We start from the raw sequence: 16,827 nt of genomic DNA on the forward strand, positions 1-16,827 counted from the left end.
GGAGTTCAGCCTTGCCCAGCGAGACCATCGCCCCCGGTCCTTCCGCCCAGGATATCGCCGTCGACGTTCTGGTCATGGGTTCGGGCGCGGGCCTGGCGGCCGCGCTCGCCGCCAAGGAAGTGGGACTTTCGGCGCTGGTCGTCGAGAAGACCGAACTCGTGGGCGGCTCCACCGCACGATCGGGCGGCGCCTTCTGGATACCTGGCAACAACGCACTTCGCGACGGGGGCGCCGACGTCTCGCGGGAGGCGGCGCAGGAATATCTCGAAAACCTCGTCGGCGACGAGGCACCGCGCCGGCGCTACACTGCCTATCTCGATCACGGGCCGGACGCGGTCGCCATGATGGAGCGGATGACGAGCCTGAAATTCTTCTGGGCCAAGGGCTATTCCGATTATCACGCCGAAGTCCCCGGCGGCAGCCCGCTGGGGCGCACCTGCGAAAGTCTGCCGTTTGACCTCAACCGGCTGGGCGCGGAGAAGTCGCGCTTCCGGCCCGGCGACGTGAAGACGCCGCTGCCAATGCCGGTCACGGGCGCGGACTATAAATGGCTGAACCTGATCAAGCGCAGGCCACTCAAGGCGCTGCCGGTAGTGGGCAAGCGGCTGATCCAGGGCGTGGCGGGACTGGCCATCGGCAAGAAGCTTGTCGCCGGCGGACAGGCCATCGCGGCGGGTCTGTTCGACGGCGTGCTGCGGGCCGGCATTCCGGTCTGGACACGCACCAGCGTCGTGGAACTGGTGAAGGGCGGCGACAGCGTTTCCGGCGCGGTGGTTGAGCAGGACGGCAGGCGGTTCACGGTGACGGCCCGGCGCGGGGTCGTGCTGGCGGCCGGAGGTTTCGACCACAACATGACCATGCGCCAGCGGTATCAGTCTCCCTCCCTGGTCGAGGACTGGAGCCTGGGCGCGCGCGGCAATACGGGCGACGGCATCGTGCTGGGCCAGCAGGCGGGCGCGGACATCCGTTTGATGGAGGAGGCCTGGTGGTTCCCCGCCGTGCGCAGCGCCGACGGCGGCTATCCCAAGATTCTCCTTGCCGAACGGTCCCTGCCGGGCGGTCTGATCGTCGACCAGAACGGCGAGCGTTTCCTCAACGAGGCCATGGACTATATGAGCTTCGGTCAGACGATGCTCAGGCTCGAGCGTGAGGATCGGCCGGTCACCCAGATGTGGATGGTGTTCGACCAGAGCTATCGCGACAGCTATCTGTTCGCCGGCGGCGTTATGCCCGGCGCGCCCTTGCCACAGGACTGGTACGCGGCGGGCGTCGCCTTCAAGGCCGACAGCGCCGAGGCGCTCGCCCGGGCCGCCGGGCTGCCGGCCGACCGGTTCGTGTCGGCCCTGGCGCGTTTCAACGCTCAGTGCGCGGTCGGCAAGGACGACGATTTCCACCGCGGCGAAAGCGCCTACGACCGCTATTACGGCGACCCAACCGTGGCGCCGAACCCCAATCTTCGGCCGCTGTCCGGCCCGCTCCATGCCGTCAAGCTGGTGCTATCCGACCTGGGCACCTGCGGCGGCCTCGCGGTGAACGAGAACGCCCAGGCTTTGCGGCCCGACGGTTCCCCCATTCCCGGCCTCTACGCCATCGGCAACACGGCCGGGAACGCCTTCGGCCGCGTCTATCCCGGAGCGGGGGCCACCATCGGCCAGGGCGTGACCTTCGGCTATATCGCCGCCCGGCACATGGCCGGCGACGCGGCCTGACGCGCCCGTGGCCCCGATGCGCTTCAAAAGCCGCCCACGTTCCGCGAACGACTTCTTCAAGGCCGCGCTGCTGTCCTGGATCGCCTGTCCGGGCGCCTGACGGACTCGCCAGCAAGACATTCTTCCGCGTCTCGCTCACCCGACGGGCGGCGCGGACGCACATCGAAAGACATAGACGCATGCAACGTTTCGAAAATCGAACTGTCCTGGTCACCGGCGCAGGCTCCGGCATCGGCCAGACGACGGTCGCGCGGCTGCTGAGCGAAGGCGGCCGGGTCATCGCCGTCGACATTTCCGAGGCGGCACGGCCGACGATCGCCGGACCATAGCGGCGCAGGAACAGGATTTCCGCCGCCTCGCAGGCGTCATAGGCGGTCTTCCAGTCCCAGGCTCCTTCGGCATCGCTGCCGCCAAACGCCTCGCTCATCGTGGTGCGGAGCTGCGCCGCATTGATGGCGCGTCCCGCCTCGAGCATAGACAGGAGGCTGGCGGCTGCCGCCAGCAGGGCGCCGACCCTGCTAGCGAACGGGCATGCGGCAGTGAGCGGCGCGGCGCGCAGCGCCGCGTCGGACAGAAGGTGGGTCATGTGAGGCCTCCGGGAGAGCGGAAAGGGTTCCCCCAGCGGACGCTCTCTCTAAGCCCGGCCGGGTTCCCTCTTCCCGGCCTTCCCTCTGACTTTTACCGGAAATTGTTCGACGAAGCTGGCGGACTGCGGAGAGCGATGTGGTCCTGCTCTATTGCGGTTCTGATTGCCGCCAACGACTGGTATTACGGCTGTGCGTCGACGGCTGCGTGTCAGAAAGGCATGCAGTCCTTACTGGTATCCGGCGAGACGCGAACCAGTATCTTCCCCCCACCATTCGCGCCCGTAAGGCAGTCCGCTAGCGCCTGAGGCGCGGATTCGATGCCGCGATAGATCTGATGTTCGTAGACCAGCTTGCCATCTTTCCACAGGCGGGCGACATCTGCGCGAAAAGTCTCGAAATCGTCCTCATGATCGAGCACGACGAAGCCCCGGATGCTGAGGCGTTTGGCGAGGATCATCCCGGTTGGCAGCGTGCTGCTTTCGGAGCCGTTATACTCCGCGGCCATGCCGCAGACGATCAGGCGGCCGAACGGCTTCAACCGGCTGAAAACGGGAAGCTGCGTCCGGCCCGCTACATTGTCGAAATAGATATCGACGCCTTCGGGCAGCAGCCGGTCCAGCGCCTCGCCAATATCCTCCGCTGTTCGGTCGATACAGGCGTCAGCCCCGAGGCTTTCGATAACGAACCGGCATTTGTCAGGGCCGCTCGCAATTCCGACGACGCGTAGGCCATCTGCCTTGGCCATCTGCACGACCAGCATGCCCACCGCGCCGGCTGCCGCGGAAACGACGATCGTTTCTCCCGGTTTGGCGTCGCAATAGCGGCGATAGCCCACCCAGCCGGTGAAGGATGACCGCCCGACCAGCGTCAGGTCCGCCTCGATCGGCAGGTCGGCCGGATCGAGTTTCAGGACGGCACGGGTATCGAGCACTTCATATTCCTGCCAAAGCAGCCCACCGAAGACATAGTCGCCCGGCGCGAAGCCCTGCGCGCGTGACTCCACGACCTGTCCTACCGTGCCACCGGAATAGGCGGACATGGCCGGCACGATCCCGGACCGCATGCGCTCGCCCACGCGGATCTGCATGGGATTGGGGACATGATCCCCCGACGCATCCTTGCGGCCAGTGGAGGAGTTACCTGCGACGTCCGGCCGGTCGCTGGCGTAAGGCAGCAGGGGACGGACGCCCGGCGCAATGCTGATGTAGATGGTGCGGACGAGGATTTGACCTTCCGCCGGTTCCGGTGTTTCTTCCTCGGTCAGCCGGAAATCATCGGGTTCAGGAACACCGCGCATCGGGCGGTCGACGAACCAGGCGCGGTGGCGCGATGGAGCCTCTATATGGGTAATGATGTCCTGCATGATAATCTCCTGCCATTTGCCGGCCTGTTAATAGCCCGGTTCGTCTCTGTCATGCCGCGATCTCCGGAACGCTGCCCGATCGACCGGCGAAGCCGCTACAGGTGAAGGGCTCGGCGCACACCTCCGCCGCAAAGTGCCTCTGAAGCCTGAAAAGCATGTTTCGGCCGGGCATAGGCAGCGCCCTTGGGGCCACGGACAAGATCCAAGATCCAGATAGCCCCAAAAACGAGAATCAGAAAATACCGTTTAGAAATATCGTTGTGACGAGTTCGGCGTGCGTGGTCATTTCTTCCTCTGTCATCGGCTCACCGCCGAACAGAAGGCGGCGTTGCCATTCGCCAAAAGCCATGACTACAAATTGCGTCGCATAGTCATGGCATTTGTCTGAAGCCATGCCTTCGTTCGCCAATATGTCCACGACCGGCATCAGCTGATGACGTTCGAACTGGAGCCGGGCAATCTGCCGTAGTGCGTCGAAATCGCTACACTCGCGATATATCAGGCGCGCGATCTGCAGGCTCGTGGGAGCGAAGAGCTGCCGCTGCATTTCCACGGCGTAGGTCACAAAGCGTGTGTGAAGATCCCCTTCAAGGTACGGAACGTCGGGCCGGATCTGACGGCCGGAATATTCCAGGCACGCTTCAAAAAGCGCGAGCTTGTCAGGGTAGTGATTGTACAGGGTCCGGCTCGAAATCTGTGCCTTTTCGGCGATGTCGCGGAGCGAGGCGGCGCGATATCCTGCGCGCGCGAACTCCTGTAGCGCGACGAGGATGAGGTTCTGGCGTTTCTGCTCGGCCTCCTCGGGCGTGGGCCTGCCTGCCCGCCTCTTCACCTGTATTTGATCCATCATTCGCCTCGTTTGCGCACCGGCGCGACAATAGCAAGAGCTGTTGCCCGTTGACCAATTACACACCAAAGTGTAATTGCGTTCCATCGAGTCCTCAACGGAAAACCAGACATTAAGGAGAGACAGGATGCACGCACGTACGCAGGACACGTCATCCAGGATCGACGCTGCCATCGACTCGTTGGATCCGGTCATGGCCCTGATGGCGCTCATCCAGATCACGGGCGATCGGACGCTGTTGAGCCGCTACTGGAAGGATCTGGACGGCAAGCAGGTCCGGGTTGTCGAGGCGTTTGTAGATATCAACGAACATGGGGCGCAGGAGCCAGTGGACCCGGCCGTGGCCGGTGAAATCCGGGAGGCGCTGCGCACGGCGGTGAAGGCGGGCAAGACCCCGGTGATGCCCCAGATAGACCGGCCGATGTTCAAGCGGATGAGCCGCCTGCTTCTTGGCCGGGACCTACCTGAAATGTCGCTCGACGTCGCATTTCAGCATGCCGGCTTCACCACCGACACGCGCGTGCGCGATGCAGCGGACATACCGCCGCCCGATTTCAAGGTGCTGGTCGTCGGCGCGGGCATGATGGGCATCAATGCCGCGGTAAAGCTCCAGCAGGCCGGGTTCGACTTCACGGTGCTGGAAGCGCTGGATCAGGTGGGCGGCAACTGGCTGACCAACACCTATCCGGGCGCTGCGGTCGACACGCCGAGCCGGGTCTATTCCTACTCCTTCGAGCCCAATGCGTCCTGGACCCAGTATTATCCGCGCGGGCCTGAGTTCCTCTCCTATCTCGACCGTGTCACCGACAAATATAATCTGCGCGGCCGCATTCGTTTCGGCACCTGGGTCGAGGGCGCCGAGTGGGACGAGGCGCACAGGATCTGGACCGTCAAGGCGGTACGGAACGGAAGGCCCGAGACGCATGAGTGCAACGTCCTCATCATGGCGGTGGGTCCGAACAACAATCCCAACTATCCGAAGGTCAAGAATCTCGACGTCTTCAAGGGGCCGGTGGTCCATTCGGCGGCCTGGGATCATTCGGTGGAACTGCAAGGCAAGAAGGTGGTGCTGGTCGGCACCGGTTGCTCGGGCGTGCAGGTCGCGACCGCTATTGCCGACAAGGTTGGTGAACTGGTGATCATCCAGCGCCAGCCAGAACATATCATCCCCAATCCGCAGGCGCATGCTCCGGTCGATCAATTGGAGATTCATGCGATGGAGGAAATTCCCTTCATCGTGAACTGGAAGCGGCTGCAGGCGCTGGAAAGCGCCATGTCGGACATGCACGGCATGATCATGAAGGACGAGGAATATGCCGCGAAGACTGGCGGCTTCGGTCCGATCAATGACGGCATGCGGATGATGTGCGAAGGCTATCTCAAGAGCCATTTCCCCGACAAACCAGAGATGGTCGAGCTGCTGACGCCCAACTTTCCGGTCTTCGCCAAGCGGCCGATCCTCGATTGCGGTTTCTACGACACGCTCAAGAAGCCCAACGTCTCGATCGTGCGCGGGGAATTGGCCGAAGCGGACGAGAATGCCGTTATCCTGTCTGACGGCACCCGGATCGAATGTGACGTGCTGCTGCTCTCGACCGGCTACAATCTGCATTTCGGACGCCAGTTCGACATTCGTGGCACCGGAGGGAAGACGCTCAAGGATGCCTTCGATCCGCATCCCTTCTCCTATGAAGGCATGCTGATTACCGGCTTTCCCAACTTCGTTTTCATGGGCGCGCCCTACAGCTATCTCGTCGCCAACCATGCCGTGGTGAGCGAGCAGCAGGTCCATTACATCATCGAGCTCCTGCAGTGGATGGTGGACGAGCATCTGTCCTCCTTCGATGTCACACCCGAGGCGACACAGGCCTTCATAGAGGATGTGGACGCCAATCTGCAGAAGACGGCGTGGGTCCAGTGCGGCAGCGCCCATGGCTATTATCGCGACAAGGGCGCCGATGGGCAGAAGAAGGTGATCCTTGCCATTCCGCGGCACAATTCACGCATCTGGCATGATCTGCGCTCGCCGCGTGCAGAAGATTTCAAGGTCACCCGCAAGGATGGCGACGCTCCTGCCCGGCAGAGCGGCATGGAAATGCTGACGATCTGATCGGGACCGGCGAAACAGGTAAAGAAAGGGAATATAATGGCTGAACAACATGCGCCCGCATCCAACTACGGCATGTCCTATATCTTCGGCAAGACGTTCGTGCACGACCTCGACGCCATGGCAAAATTCTATGAGGAGGTTTTGGGCGTCGTTCCCAACAACCGGCACCAAGACGAGATGCTTGGCCGGAAGATCGACGAGATCACCTACCGCCCTGCCTATCCGGGCGGGCCGTCGTTGACGCTGATCAAATATCTGGATTCAACGGGCCCTGCGACCGGTGAGTCCGTCCAGGGGTTCATGTCGCAGGATCTGGAGGCCACCGTCGAACGGGCTCTGGCCGCCGGGGGCAGCGTAGCCGAGCCCATTCGCGAAATGCCCGAATTCGGCATCCGCGTTGCCTTCATTCTCGATCCTGAGGGACATGTGAATGAAGTGATCCAGATGCTTTCCTGACGTTCGCCTTAACCTCGTTTCCCGGAGGATTCCCCATGCTTCGCCACCTTGCCGAAAATTTCCGCCCCGTCGCACCGCCGCGACTGATCGACGATGCCTATAGCAACGACCAGCATGCGCGGCTGCTCAAGGTCGTGCGCGACAACGGCCCTTGGCCGCTTATCATGGCCGAGAATTTCAAGACGCCCGAGGAAGTGATCGCCACCACGTCCGGCACTATTCCGGAGGGTGTCAAACTCACCTGGGACATGATCGGCCTCAATCCGGTCTTCCGCGGCTATCTGGCACGCGGTGGCACCTGCTTCTACCCGGAAATCGAAGACTGCTACTATAATGCGCGCTTCCTCGAACTCGCGCGCAGCTATTGGAACTGCCAATATGCCGAGCCCGAGACCTTCCTGTTCAACATCCAGGGCCCGACCCCTATCGGTGGCCCACCGCACCTGGACGGCATGGTATTCCGCGGCATGACGATGGAGAACACGCCGCTCTGGCTGCTGCTGACCATGGCCAAGTCGTGCCTGTTCCACCGCTGGCGCTCGAAGAAGGCCCAGGTCATCGCCTGGTATTACCAGGGCAATATCGGCGGCGGCTTCAACTGCTGGCCCGATGGGCCGAGCTGCGATCCGCTCCAGATCAGTGCGCCGATGTGGGGCAAGGCCGTTGTCGTGGAAAATGAAATGATGTTCCACCATGGCCAGGCAACTGGTCCGGCCGCGTTGCGCAAGCCGCAGGGCATGGACATCAGCTCCACCTTCGGCGCGGATCCGGAAGATCCGGCCGGTTGGCAGATCGAAACCTTCGGCAAGGTCAGCCAGAAGGTGCCTGAAAGGGAAATGCGCTTCCTCGTTCATTGGGGTGCGCGCCTGTTCAAGGATATGGACGATTTCAAGCTGACCTATGATCACCGCGATGACATCAATGCGGACATCGCGATCAACATGCTCATCGACGACATGAAGAAGCGCGGCGTGCCGTTCGAAGTGCCGACCGATCCGCTCCACGACAACAGCTTCGTCGGCCTGCTCGCTCGCGTTTACGACATTGGTGGTCCCGCCAATATACCCGCGGACGCCATGGACGAAGCCGCCTGAGGCGGCTGCGTTTATGCCAGCAGATCATCAGGAGAGTTTAATGAAGAATGATCTTCAATCCGAAGCCTATCTGCGGATGCTGAAGATCCGCGGTTTCGAACAGGCTGTCACGCGCCTGGTAACCGAGGGCGAAGTGCCCGGGGCAGTCCATACCAGCATCGGCCAGGAAGCCGCGATCGTGGGCGCCTGTATGGCGCTTAAGCGGGATGATTATATTTCCGGTACACATCGATCGCATGGCCATCCGATTGGCAAGGGTGCGGAACTCAAGCCCTTGATGGCCGAAATTCTGGGCAAGGTTACCGGCGTCTGCAAAGGACGTGGCGGGTCAATGCACTTCACCGACACATCGGTCGGCAGTATCGGCGAATCCGCCATTGTCGGCGGCGGCATTCCAATCGCTACTGGAGCAGCGCTGACCGCGCAGGTCAGGCGTACGGGTCAGGTAGCGTTGACCTTCTTCGGCGATGGCGCTTCCAATGAGGGTGTATTGGCCGAATGTCTGAACATGGCAGCAGTTTGGAAGCTGCCGATCATCTTCTTCTGCGAAAATAACGGTTATGCGGCGGTGACGCCCGCGCGCAACAGCCATGGCCAGCCTGATGTCGCTAGGCGCGGTGAAGGCTACGGCGTGCCCGGCGTCATTGTCGATGGCCAGGATTTCGAGGCTGTCTACAAGGCGACCGAGGCGGCCGTGGGTCGCGCCCGCAGCGGCGAAGGCCCGACGCTGATCGAGGCTAAGACCTACCGGTTCGATGAGCATTGCGTCGGCCTGTTCATCAACGGCAATTATCGCCCTGCCGAAGAGATCAGCCATTACAAGAATGAACGCGATCCGGTGACGCTGTTCCGTACCTCGCTCCTCACGAGCGGAATGACCGTAGGCGCGCTCTTGGAAATCGAAGGCGAAGCCTCAAGGCTGGTCGAGGACGCCGTGGCCTTCGCCAAGGACAGCGCCTTTCCCGATCCGGAGGAAGCATTCGAGTTGGTCCACGCCAATCCCATTCCTATCCGCCGTTGAGGACAGACAGCATGAACGACAACAATACCAAGCGGATGACCTATCTCGACGCACTGGGCTTGGCGCAGCGCGAGGAGTTGGAAGGCCGGGACGACACGATCATCATCGGCGAGGACATCGCCCTCTATGCGGCTGGGGGGGCCTATGGCAACACCGATGCCAGCCGCATTCGCAGTGCGCCCATTTCCGAATGCGGCTTTGCCGGCATGGCTGTCGGGGCCGCCATCACAGGCCTGCGTCCTATCGTGGATTTGACGATTGCCAATTTCATCTATCTGGCCGCCGATCCGATCATCAACCAGGCAGCACGTTTGCGCTATATGACTGGCGGGCAGTTCAAGGTGCCAGTCACCTATCGCGCGTCGATGTGGCATAGCCAGGCCAATGCGGCGCAGCACAGCGACCGGCCTTATCCGATGTTCATGAACATTCCGGGCTTGAAGGTCGTTTGCCCCGCGACTCCGGAGGATGCCAAGGGGCTGCTCAAGGCTGCGATCCGTGACGATGATCCCGTGATCGTGTTTGAGGACAACGACCTTTGGGGCAAAAAGGGTGATGTGCCCCTTGATACGAATTTCGTGGTCCCGATTGGCAAAGCCAGAACGCATCGTGAAGGGTCGGACGTATCGATCATCTCGGTGTCAGGAAGTCTGCGTCATGCCCTCAAGGCGGCGGATGATCTAGCCAAGGACGGCGTCAGCGCCGACGTCATCGATCTGCGTACGCTGTTGCCGCTCGACAATGAGGCAATCCTGGCCACGCTCGCCAAGACCGGACGCGTGGTCATTGTCGATCCTGCGCACCGCACGATGGGCGCGGCTGCAGAAATCGCCGCCATCATCGTGGAGGACGGTTTCGATATGCTCAAGAAACCTGTGAAACGCGTCGTCACGCCCGATGTGCCGATTCCGTTCAGCCCGCCGATGGAAGCGCCGCTCTATCCCAATCCCGAAAGGATCGCCGCCGCAGCGCGCGAACTGATGTAATATCCGGAGAAACCATATATGCGCGTGAAGGTCGTGATGCCCAAATGGGGCACGGGAATGAATGAAGGTACGATCATCAAATGGCTCAAATCCGTGGGTGACAAGATCAAGGCCGGTGAAATGCTGGTCGAGATCGAAACTTCCAAATCCACACAGGAAATGGAGGCTCCTGCTTCCGGCACTCTGATTGAAATCCTGCTTCCCGAAGGCGAGGAAGCGGAAGTCCGCACTCATATCGCAACCATAGAGACGAACTGACAGCGGCGGGCAGGCGTGCCCCAGGAGAGCCGATACATGATAACGGGACCCAATATTTCGGGTAAGGCGGCGCTCGTCACCGGCAGCAGTCGCGGCATTGGCCGCGCGATAGCGCAACGGTTGGCAGCGGCAGGGGCCACTGTCGTCGTCACGGCCCGGTCACTGGACAAGGAAGCCGGGGAAACGCGGGTTGGCGCGCACAAGGTCGTGCCCGGTACACTGGCCGAAACCGTCAAGCTGATCGAGGATGCGGGCGGCCGCGCCATTCCGGTTGGTTGCGATCTTGAGAATGCTGACGAACGTGAAAGTTTGGTAGATCGAGCCGTCGCCGAGGTCGGCAGGCTCGATATACTTGTGAACAATGCCGGCTTTTGCGACTTCGCACCCGTCGCCGACATGCCGATGGACGTGTTCGACCGGACCTTCGATCATTATGTCCGGGCGCCCTTTGCCCTGACCAAGGCGGCTATCCCGCAGATGCGAGCTGCCGGTGCGGGCTGGATCGTAAACATCACTTCGGCACAGGCACTTCCTGTCAGGCGTCCCTTTCCCGACTATCTGGCTGTCAGCGGCGATACGGTCTATTCTGCAGCAAAGGCTGCCGTAAACCGCTTCACCCAGGGCTTGGCTGCGGAACTGCTCGCCAGCAATATCGCGGTCAACGCCGTCGGTCCGTCGACGGCGATCCGGACGCCGGGCGCCGATGATTATATCCCGGGCGAATATCCGACCGAGGACGTGGCCTATCTGGCGGAAACAGTCCTCGCCATGTCGCATCTGCCGGCGAATGAGCGGACCGGCCTGATCGCCCATTCAATGCATTTCCCCTGGCACTACCATATCGATGTGCGCAGCCTGGACGGCAAGGACATCTTGCCGCGGACCGAACCGCCTGCCTGGTCGAACCCGGAAATCAGTCCGTCGGGAGAGTGAAGCTCGGCAGCAACGACAAGGAGGTTAGGATGAGAGACAAGGCAGAGGACCTCAAGGGCGGCACGGCCGTCATCACTGGCGCAGGCAGCGGCATCGGCGAAGGCATAGCCCGTGTGGCTGCCGCGCGCGGCATGAACGTTGTACTGGCTGACGTCGCGGATGATCGTATCGCCAAGCTGGCAGCGGAGATCGAAGCCGGCGGCGCGACCGCGTTGCCGGTCGTGACGAACGTCACCGATGTCGCCGCGCTCGAACGGCTGGCGGATGCCGCCTATGACCATTTTGGCGAGGTGCGGCTGCTCGTGAACAATGCCGGCATTGAAACCATTGGTTTCAGCTGGGAAATTGATGACGCTACTTGGGACAAGCTGCTGTCGATCAACGTGCGCGGTGTCGTCCATGGTTCGCGGATCTTCGCGCGTCGCATGCTCGAAAGTGGAAAGCCGGGCTATATTTCCAACGTGGCATCCATTGGCGCGTTGGGCATGATGCCCACTCAGGCTCCCTACATGATGAGTAAGCACGCGGTGCTGAGCTTTACCGAGTGCCTCTATCTTGAAATGCAGCTTAAAGGAGCGCCGATCCACGTGTCGGCCGTACTACCTGCTCAGGTAGCGACACGCATCTTCGAGGACGCGCCCGCCGACCGCCAGTGCGAATTCGTCGAACGGCAGCGCGGGATGATGATGAGCATGCTCTCACAAATGGGGTTGAGCCCGGTAGAAGCGGGTGAAGTCATTCTGGATGGCATTGCATCCGGCGAATTCTGGGTATCCACGCACCCTGAAACAACCGTGCAAATGGCATGCGCCCGGGCTCAATATCTTAGAACACTAGCCAATCCCGTTCTCGCTGAGCAGGCGAAGGCTCTGGTTAGTTAACGGCCGGGAACGGTCAAAGCACAACAAGCAAAGGAGAATGAATATGACCGCGATTGCTTTTGCGCTCGCCAAGTTCAAGGTTGCCGACCTCGAAGGCTTGGAGCAGTTCTATACCCGAGCGCTTGGCTTTGTCGTCACAGCCCGCGTCGATGAAGGTGAGGATCTGCATGAGATCCATGAACTGATTTTTGCCCTTCCAGACGCCCCGCCACAGTTTGCGCTTGTGCAATATCCCAATCAGCCGACTCCCCAACCTGGGGAGGCGATCGTTGCTCTGATGGTCGATGACCTGGAGGCTACTTTGTCAAGGGTCGAGGCGCATGGCGGACGCAGGCTGACAGATGTTATTCCGGTGCCAGATCATAACATGAAGTTGGCATATGTTGCCGACCCCGAAGGCCACACGCTCGAACTCATGCAGATGCTGGCTGGTTGACGAGCTGATCGGTGAGAAACCTCAAGCTGTAGAACCTATGGTCGTCTCCTCCGATGCGGGCGCGGAATCATGGATGACGAGCATCTGGAGCACATCGACGCCCGTCTCACCCGGGCGATGCGCCCGCATGGAAATCGCAGGAGGCGACTGAACCGCCCCGGCATTGCCGGAGACCATTTGGTTTGAGTTACGCATCCAGGGGTGTTTCGTCCAGCATGGCGTAATATTGCGCCTCGGCTTCCGCCGGAGGGATGTTACCAATTGGCTCCAGCAGCCGCTGGTGGTTGAACCAATCGACCCATTCCAGCGTGGCATATTCCGCCGCCTCGAATGAACGCCACGGTCCTCGTCGGTGGATCACCTCGGCCTTGTAAAGGCCGTTGATGGTTTCGGCCAAGACATTATGGGATGGACGCCTCCCGCTTCTCGTCGTCTCATGAGACGGCTTGTGAGCAGGAGGAAGTGTGATGCAAATGCTGGCTATCGATCTGGCGAAGCAGTCATTCCATGTGCATGGGATTAACGCGGACGGCGAGGTCATATCGCGGCGTGTCGGCCGGCAGGGACTGCTGGTGCTGGTCGGGAAGTTCGATCCGGAGATCGTCGCAATGGAGGCCTGCGCAACAGCGCATTACTGGGGCCGGTTGTTCCTCGCCGAAGGCCGAGAGATCCGATTGATCAACCCACATTTCGTCAAACCATTCGTTCGCGGATCTAAGAATGACGCTGTAGATGCAGAAGCCATCTTCGACGCCGCGTCGCGTCCGACGATGCGGTTCGTCCCCGTGAAGACGGAAGATCAACAGGATTTGCAGTCGTTACATCGAGTACGGGATCGCTTGGTCGCTCAGCGTACCAGCCTGAGCAATCATCTTCGTGGCTTGTTCGGCGAGTATGGGCTGGTCTTCCCAAAGGGCGCGGCGCTCCTTCTATCACGGGTACGCGTCGGACTCGGCAAGGCCAGGCTTTCGGCGATGGCGCACGAGACTTTCGAAGGGCTTCTTGAGGAGCTGGAGATGGTGGAAGGACGGATTGAGAGAGTCGACAAGAGGCTCGGCGATATTTGCCGGGACAATGAGACCTGTCGTCGCCTGATGACACTCCTTGGTGTTGGCCCGATCGTTGCGACCGCGCTCGTCGCCAGCATAGGCGACCCACATCAGTTCCGAACAGGGCGCGAGATGGCGGCCTGGATCGGTCTCGTTCCACGACAGTATTCCACCGGCGGCAAATTCCGCCTCGGCGGCGTCGGTCGGCGCGCGAACCATTATTTGCGCCGACAGTTGGTGCATGGCGCCCGGGCTGTGGCTTTGCGGTTGAGCGGCAAAGGCAATTGTTACGACAACTCCGCCGTCGAGACATTCTTCAAATCCCTGAAGGCGGAAATGATCTGGCGGCAGAGCTGGCCAACCCGGCGGCAAGCAGAGGCCGCCATCTTTCAGAATGGCTTCTACAACTCACGGCGGCGCCATTCATATCTGGGCGGCATCAGCCCACTCGCCTTTGAGGCCAAGGTAGCATAATGAGATAGGTGACCGGCGCAAAACCGTTACGAGTCCACCTTGTTCGAAGGGCTGCAATGGTCGAAAATGCACACGCCGCGCACTCAGGTTCGGTGACGACACGATCGGTCGCAGCGCGAGCACGGGGCAGCCTTATGTTAAGCAGTTCCTCGTTCCCACCCTGTCTCCCGGCGAAATTGTCATCATGGATAATCTGGGCGATCACAAAGGCCAAGCCGTCCGCAGGACCATCCAGGGCAGTAGACGCCAAGCTACTGCTCCTGCCGAGCTACAGCCCCGTTCTCTATTGCGGATGCCTCGGCTTGATTTTGCGAAGACAGGGCTGTTGACACGGATCAGATGATCTCTGTTGGGTCGTCCCCAGGACCAAACCAGATGCAATGACGTCTGCATTGGCCATCATCATCATCGAACATAGGGATGCGCCCGGCTGCCCCTCCCATTTGCGCACGAGTAAACAGCCGGACGCCTTGCGGACAGCTCTGCCAATATCCATATAGAAGCACCGGCTGGCGCCGATTCTAACCGTTCCTCATGGGGCAGGAACGTCAAGCCTCCTTTTTCGCCTTAGACTTACGGAATAGCAAGCTGACCAGGAAGGCGGTCGTGCGCCAATCTAGAAGCTTAAGCATGCTTCTGGCCTCATCCGGTGTTAGCCGCGCAGTCATCGGCATGGAGCCATAGATCTTCCCCTTGATCAGCAGATCCTGCCCATCCCGCTCCAACTTGTTAACTGCCATGAGTTCAGCTTGGTTACTGTCAAGCAATTTCACGATCTTTATCCCTATCAGGGTCGGCTTCATCCGGCATCTCAACGGCTTTTGGTCGACCTCTATATCATTTGAGCGTGACACCCCTCGGTGTCAGTTCGCCACCAGCTTGTCAAAGTCGATACCAAGGTCATCGCACATCTTGATTGCGACAGGGCGGCCGACGCCGAACACGCCCGCGCCGGGATGCATGAATGGTCCGCTCAGATAGAGCCGCTCGACATTGGGCACGGCATAGTTTGACAATTCGGGCGTAGGGCGGTTGCCGCCGAACTGAAACAGCTGGAAACCTAATCCACACGGATCGCCTTCCACCATGCTGTTGCCTGAATGCCGTTCCATGTCGAGCGGACTATCCGCCTTTCGGAACAGCAGATTGTCTTGCGTCAGGTTCGGCATGAAATAGGTGAGCTTCTCCATGATATTGTCGGCCACACGTTCCTTGATGCTGTCCCATTTCTGCGGGCCGCCATTAGCCAGATTGTAGGGAACATATTGGGTGAGGTAGAGCAACGCATTGCCCTCCGGCACGCGGCCGGGAATCTGCATGTCGCCGCCGCCGATCAGCGGACGATCGAAGTCGATTTCGCCGTGTCGCAGCGGATCGAACCATTTGATGAAATCGCGGAAATTATCAGTCAGAATCCACTCGATGATCCCGTCCTGCGGCACATGATCCGGCACGTTCTTGCGCAGTGGTTCCTTCAGGCCACCATCGATCTTGAAGAGTCTGTAGGGGCTCTGTTCGGTGCGCCGCGCGCGCCCCAGCACGGTTTCCGGCACACCATCGACGAAATGGGAAAGCTTCTTCGGATGAATCGAGGCGATCACCGCGTCCTTGGCGGCATATTCCTCACCATCGGTGGTCAGCAGTCCGGTCGCGCGGCCGTTGCGGGTCAGCACCTTCTCCACGGTAACGTTCTTGATGATAACGCCGCCATGATGCTCGATACAGCGCGCCAGAGCTGCGGGCAAGGCGCCGCTCCCACCTACGGCGAGGCCATAGCGGTAGACATGCAGAAGCACCGTCAACAGCAACACAGACAAGCCCGTTCCCATATCGTCGGGGAAGCCCAGCGTATGCTCGGTGATCGCCCGGATGATATGGATTTTGATGTGATCGCTCTCAAAAAGCTGTTCGACGATCTGCAATGGGCTGCGGAACATCATGTCGATCAAGCGGCGGCCATCCTCGCTATTGCCCAGCAGGCCGAGCGTCGCGGAAAGCGGAATGGGCACCGTGTACATGCCGGCGAGCAGCATCGGCAGAACGCGGCGACCAAATTCCGCTAGCTCACGATAGGCTTCCGCATCCTTCTGGGAATATTTGGCGATGGATTCGCATGTCTTGTCCAGATCGCTATGCAATTCAAAAGTGCTGAAATCCGAAAGCACGGTCGTCTGTACAGCGTCGGGATAGATATATTGAAGTCCGAACTTCGACAGCAATCCCAACTCGTCGTTCGCGAGCAATGGGTTGGGCTGGACCAAGTAATGCAGAACGGAATGCAGGTCATGCTTGAACCCAGGCATGCCGCGTTCGATCGTTACCGCGCCTCCTCCAATAAAATCATGCTGTTCGAGGACAGCGACCTTCTTTCCGGCTTTCGCCATGTAGGCGGCAGTACCCAGAGTATTCTGGCCCGAACCCATGACGACGATATCGTAAACTTCTGCCACGCTCTCTCTCCATCGCCCCTTGTGACCAAGGCGGTCATCAACCGATGCGGATGGTGATATGATGGAGAAGCACCGGGACAAATACGGCACTTACAAGTAACATAGGCTTCGCCACTCAGGCAGCGTCAAAAGGCGGTAGGTTCGCACTGGCCAGCGCGCAATTTGGGCGAGTA

General features: G+C 60.5%; 17 protein-coding genes and 2 pseudogenes. 14 read left to right on the plus strand and 5 right to left on the minus strand.

Features of this window, described 5'->3' with window-relative positions:
• Positions 1 to 11 precede the first annotated feature (11 nt).
• Together L288_RS39985 and L288_RS43280 are read left to right on the plus strand one after the other, a co-directional pair.
• Positions 12 to 1,709, plus strand: coding sequence for a 3-ketosteroid-delta-1-dehydrogenase (locus L288_RS39985; protein ID WP_021239798.1), 1,698 nt, complete (start codon positions 12 to 14; stop codon positions 1,707 to 1,709).
• 179 nt (positions 1,710 to 1,888) lie between these two features.
• Positions 1,889 to 2,038: an SDR family NAD(P)-dependent oxidoreductase gene (locus L288_RS43280; protein ID WP_021239799.1), complete on the plus strand. Its 150-nt coding sequence runs from the start codon at positions 1,889 to 1,891 to the stop codon at positions 2,036 to 2,038.
• A gap of 466 nt (positions 2,039 to 2,504) precedes the next feature.
• Here L288_RS43280 and L288_RS39990 read toward each other — a convergent pair whose 3' ends face one another.
• Positions 2,505 to 3,659 carry a zinc-binding dehydrogenase gene (locus L288_RS39990; RefSeq protein WP_021239800.1) on the minus strand — a complete coding sequence of 385 codons (1,155 nt, stop codon included), beginning with the start codon at positions 3,657 to 3,659 and terminating at the stop codon, positions 2,505 to 2,507.
• Between the two features lie 232 nt (positions 3,660 to 3,891).
• On the minus strand, positions 3,892 to 4,509 hold the full coding sequence (locus tag L288_RS42185; protein WP_021239801.1) for a TetR/AcrR family transcriptional regulator: 618 nt from the start codon (positions 4,507 to 4,509) through the stop codon (positions 3,892 to 3,894).
• 124 nt (positions 4,510 to 4,633) lie between these two features.
• Between L288_RS42185 and L288_RS40000 the strand changes: the two genes are divergently transcribed.
• The 9 genes from L288_RS40000 to L288_RS42190 are packed head-to-tail and all read left to right on the plus strand — an operon-like array spanning position 4,634 to position 12,681.
• The gene (locus L288_RS40000; RefSeq protein WP_021239802.1) at positions 4,634 to 6,616 is read left to right on the plus strand and encodes a flavin-containing monooxygenase; all 1,983 of its coding nucleotides are present in this window, start codon (positions 4,634 to 4,636) and stop codon (positions 6,614 to 6,616) included.
• A 36-nt stretch (positions 6,617 to 6,652) separates the two neighbouring features.
• Complete coding sequence (locus tag L288_RS40005; protein ID WP_021239803.1) at positions 6,653 to 7,072, plus strand: VOC family protein; 420 nt, start codon at positions 6,653 to 6,655, stop codon at positions 7,070 to 7,072.
• A gap of 35 nt (positions 7,073 to 7,107) precedes the next feature.
• Positions 7,108 to 8,166, plus strand: coding sequence for a hypothetical protein (locus L288_RS40010; protein ID WP_021239804.1), 1,059 nt, complete (start codon positions 7,108 to 7,110; stop codon positions 8,164 to 8,166).
• A 40-nt stretch (positions 8,167 to 8,206) separates the two neighbouring features.
• Entirely contained in the window at positions 8,207 to 9,187 is a 981-nt protein-coding gene (locus L288_RS40015) for a thiamine pyrophosphate-dependent dehydrogenase E1 component subunit alpha (RefSeq protein ID WP_021239805.1), read from the plus strand.
• 11 nt (positions 9,188 to 9,198) lie between these two features.
• Entirely contained in the window at positions 9,199 to 10,173 is a 975-nt protein-coding gene (locus L288_RS40020) for an alpha-ketoacid dehydrogenase subunit beta (protein ID WP_021239806.1), read from the plus strand.
• An 18-nt stretch (positions 10,174 to 10,191) separates the two neighbouring features.
• The gene (locus tag L288_RS40025) at positions 10,192 to 10,431 is read left to right on the plus strand and encodes a biotin/lipoyl-containing protein (protein WP_021239807.1); all 240 of its coding nucleotides are present in this window, start codon (positions 10,192 to 10,194) and stop codon (positions 10,429 to 10,431) included.
• A gap of 36 nt (positions 10,432 to 10,467) precedes the next feature.
• Positions 10,468 to 11,364, plus strand: coding sequence for an SDR family NAD(P)-dependent oxidoreductase (locus tag L288_RS40030; protein ID WP_021239808.1), 897 nt, complete (start codon positions 10,468 to 10,470; stop codon positions 11,362 to 11,364).
• A gap of 29 nt (positions 11,365 to 11,393) precedes the next feature.
• Positions 11,394 to 12,245, plus strand: coding sequence for an SDR family NAD(P)-dependent oxidoreductase (locus L288_RS40035; protein WP_021239809.1), 852 nt, complete (start codon positions 11,394 to 11,396; stop codon positions 12,243 to 12,245).
• Positions 12,246 to 12,288: 43 nt separating this feature from the next.
• Entirely contained in the window at positions 12,289 to 12,681 is a 393-nt protein-coding gene (locus L288_RS42190; protein ID WP_051209763.1) for a VOC family protein, read from the plus strand.
• 187 nt (positions 12,682 to 12,868) lie between these two features.
• Here the strand turns inward: L288_RS42190 and L288_RS44170 are convergent, their stop codons facing one another.
• Positions 12,869 to 13,222 carry an integrase core domain-containing protein gene (locus L288_RS44170; RefSeq protein ID WP_269077992.1) on the minus strand — a complete coding sequence of 118 codons (354 nt, stop codon included), beginning with the start codon at positions 13,220 to 13,222 and terminating at the stop codon, positions 12,869 to 12,871.
• Between L288_RS44170 and L288_RS40045 the strand changes: the two are divergent.
• From L288_RS40045 to L288_RS43760, 3 genes and pseudogenes are all read left to right on the plus strand, one after another.
• Positions 13,149 to 14,009 (plus strand): annotated as a pseudogene (locus L288_RS40045) (IS110 family RNA-guided transposase); the annotation flags it as partial. The gene L288_RS44170 and the pseudogene L288_RS40045 overlap by 74 nt on opposite strands.
• Entirely contained in the window at positions 13,986 to 14,204 is a 219-nt protein-coding gene (locus L288_RS44040; protein WP_236613079.1) for an IS3 family transposase, read from the plus strand. The pseudogene L288_RS40045 and the gene L288_RS44040, both read left to right, overlap by 24 nt.
• Before the next feature lie 133 nt (positions 14,205 to 14,337).
• Positions 14,338 to 14,488: pseudogene (locus tag L288_RS43760) on the plus strand (transposase); the annotation flags it as partial.
• A gap of 264 nt (positions 14,489 to 14,752) precedes the next feature.
• Here L288_RS43760 and L288_RS40050 read toward each other — a convergent pair.
• Positions 14,753 to 15,007: a hypothetical protein gene (locus L288_RS40050; RefSeq protein ID WP_021239813.1), complete on the minus strand. Its 255-nt coding sequence runs from the start codon at positions 15,005 to 15,007 to the stop codon at positions 14,753 to 14,755.
• 60 nt (positions 15,008 to 15,067) lie between these two features.
• Positions 15,068 to 16,627: a phytoene desaturase family protein gene (locus tag L288_RS40055; protein WP_031304915.1), complete on the minus strand. Its 1,560-nt coding sequence runs from the start codon at positions 16,625 to 16,627 to the stop codon at positions 15,068 to 15,070.
• Positions 16,628 to 16,827: the final 200 nt, after the last annotated feature.

The sequence above is a fragment of the Sphingobium quisquiliarum P25 genome, assembly GCF_000445065.1.
In the GTDB taxonomy this organism is placed as follows: domain Bacteria; phylum Pseudomonadota; class Alphaproteobacteria; order Sphingomonadales; family Sphingomonadaceae; genus Sphingobium; species Sphingobium quisquiliarum.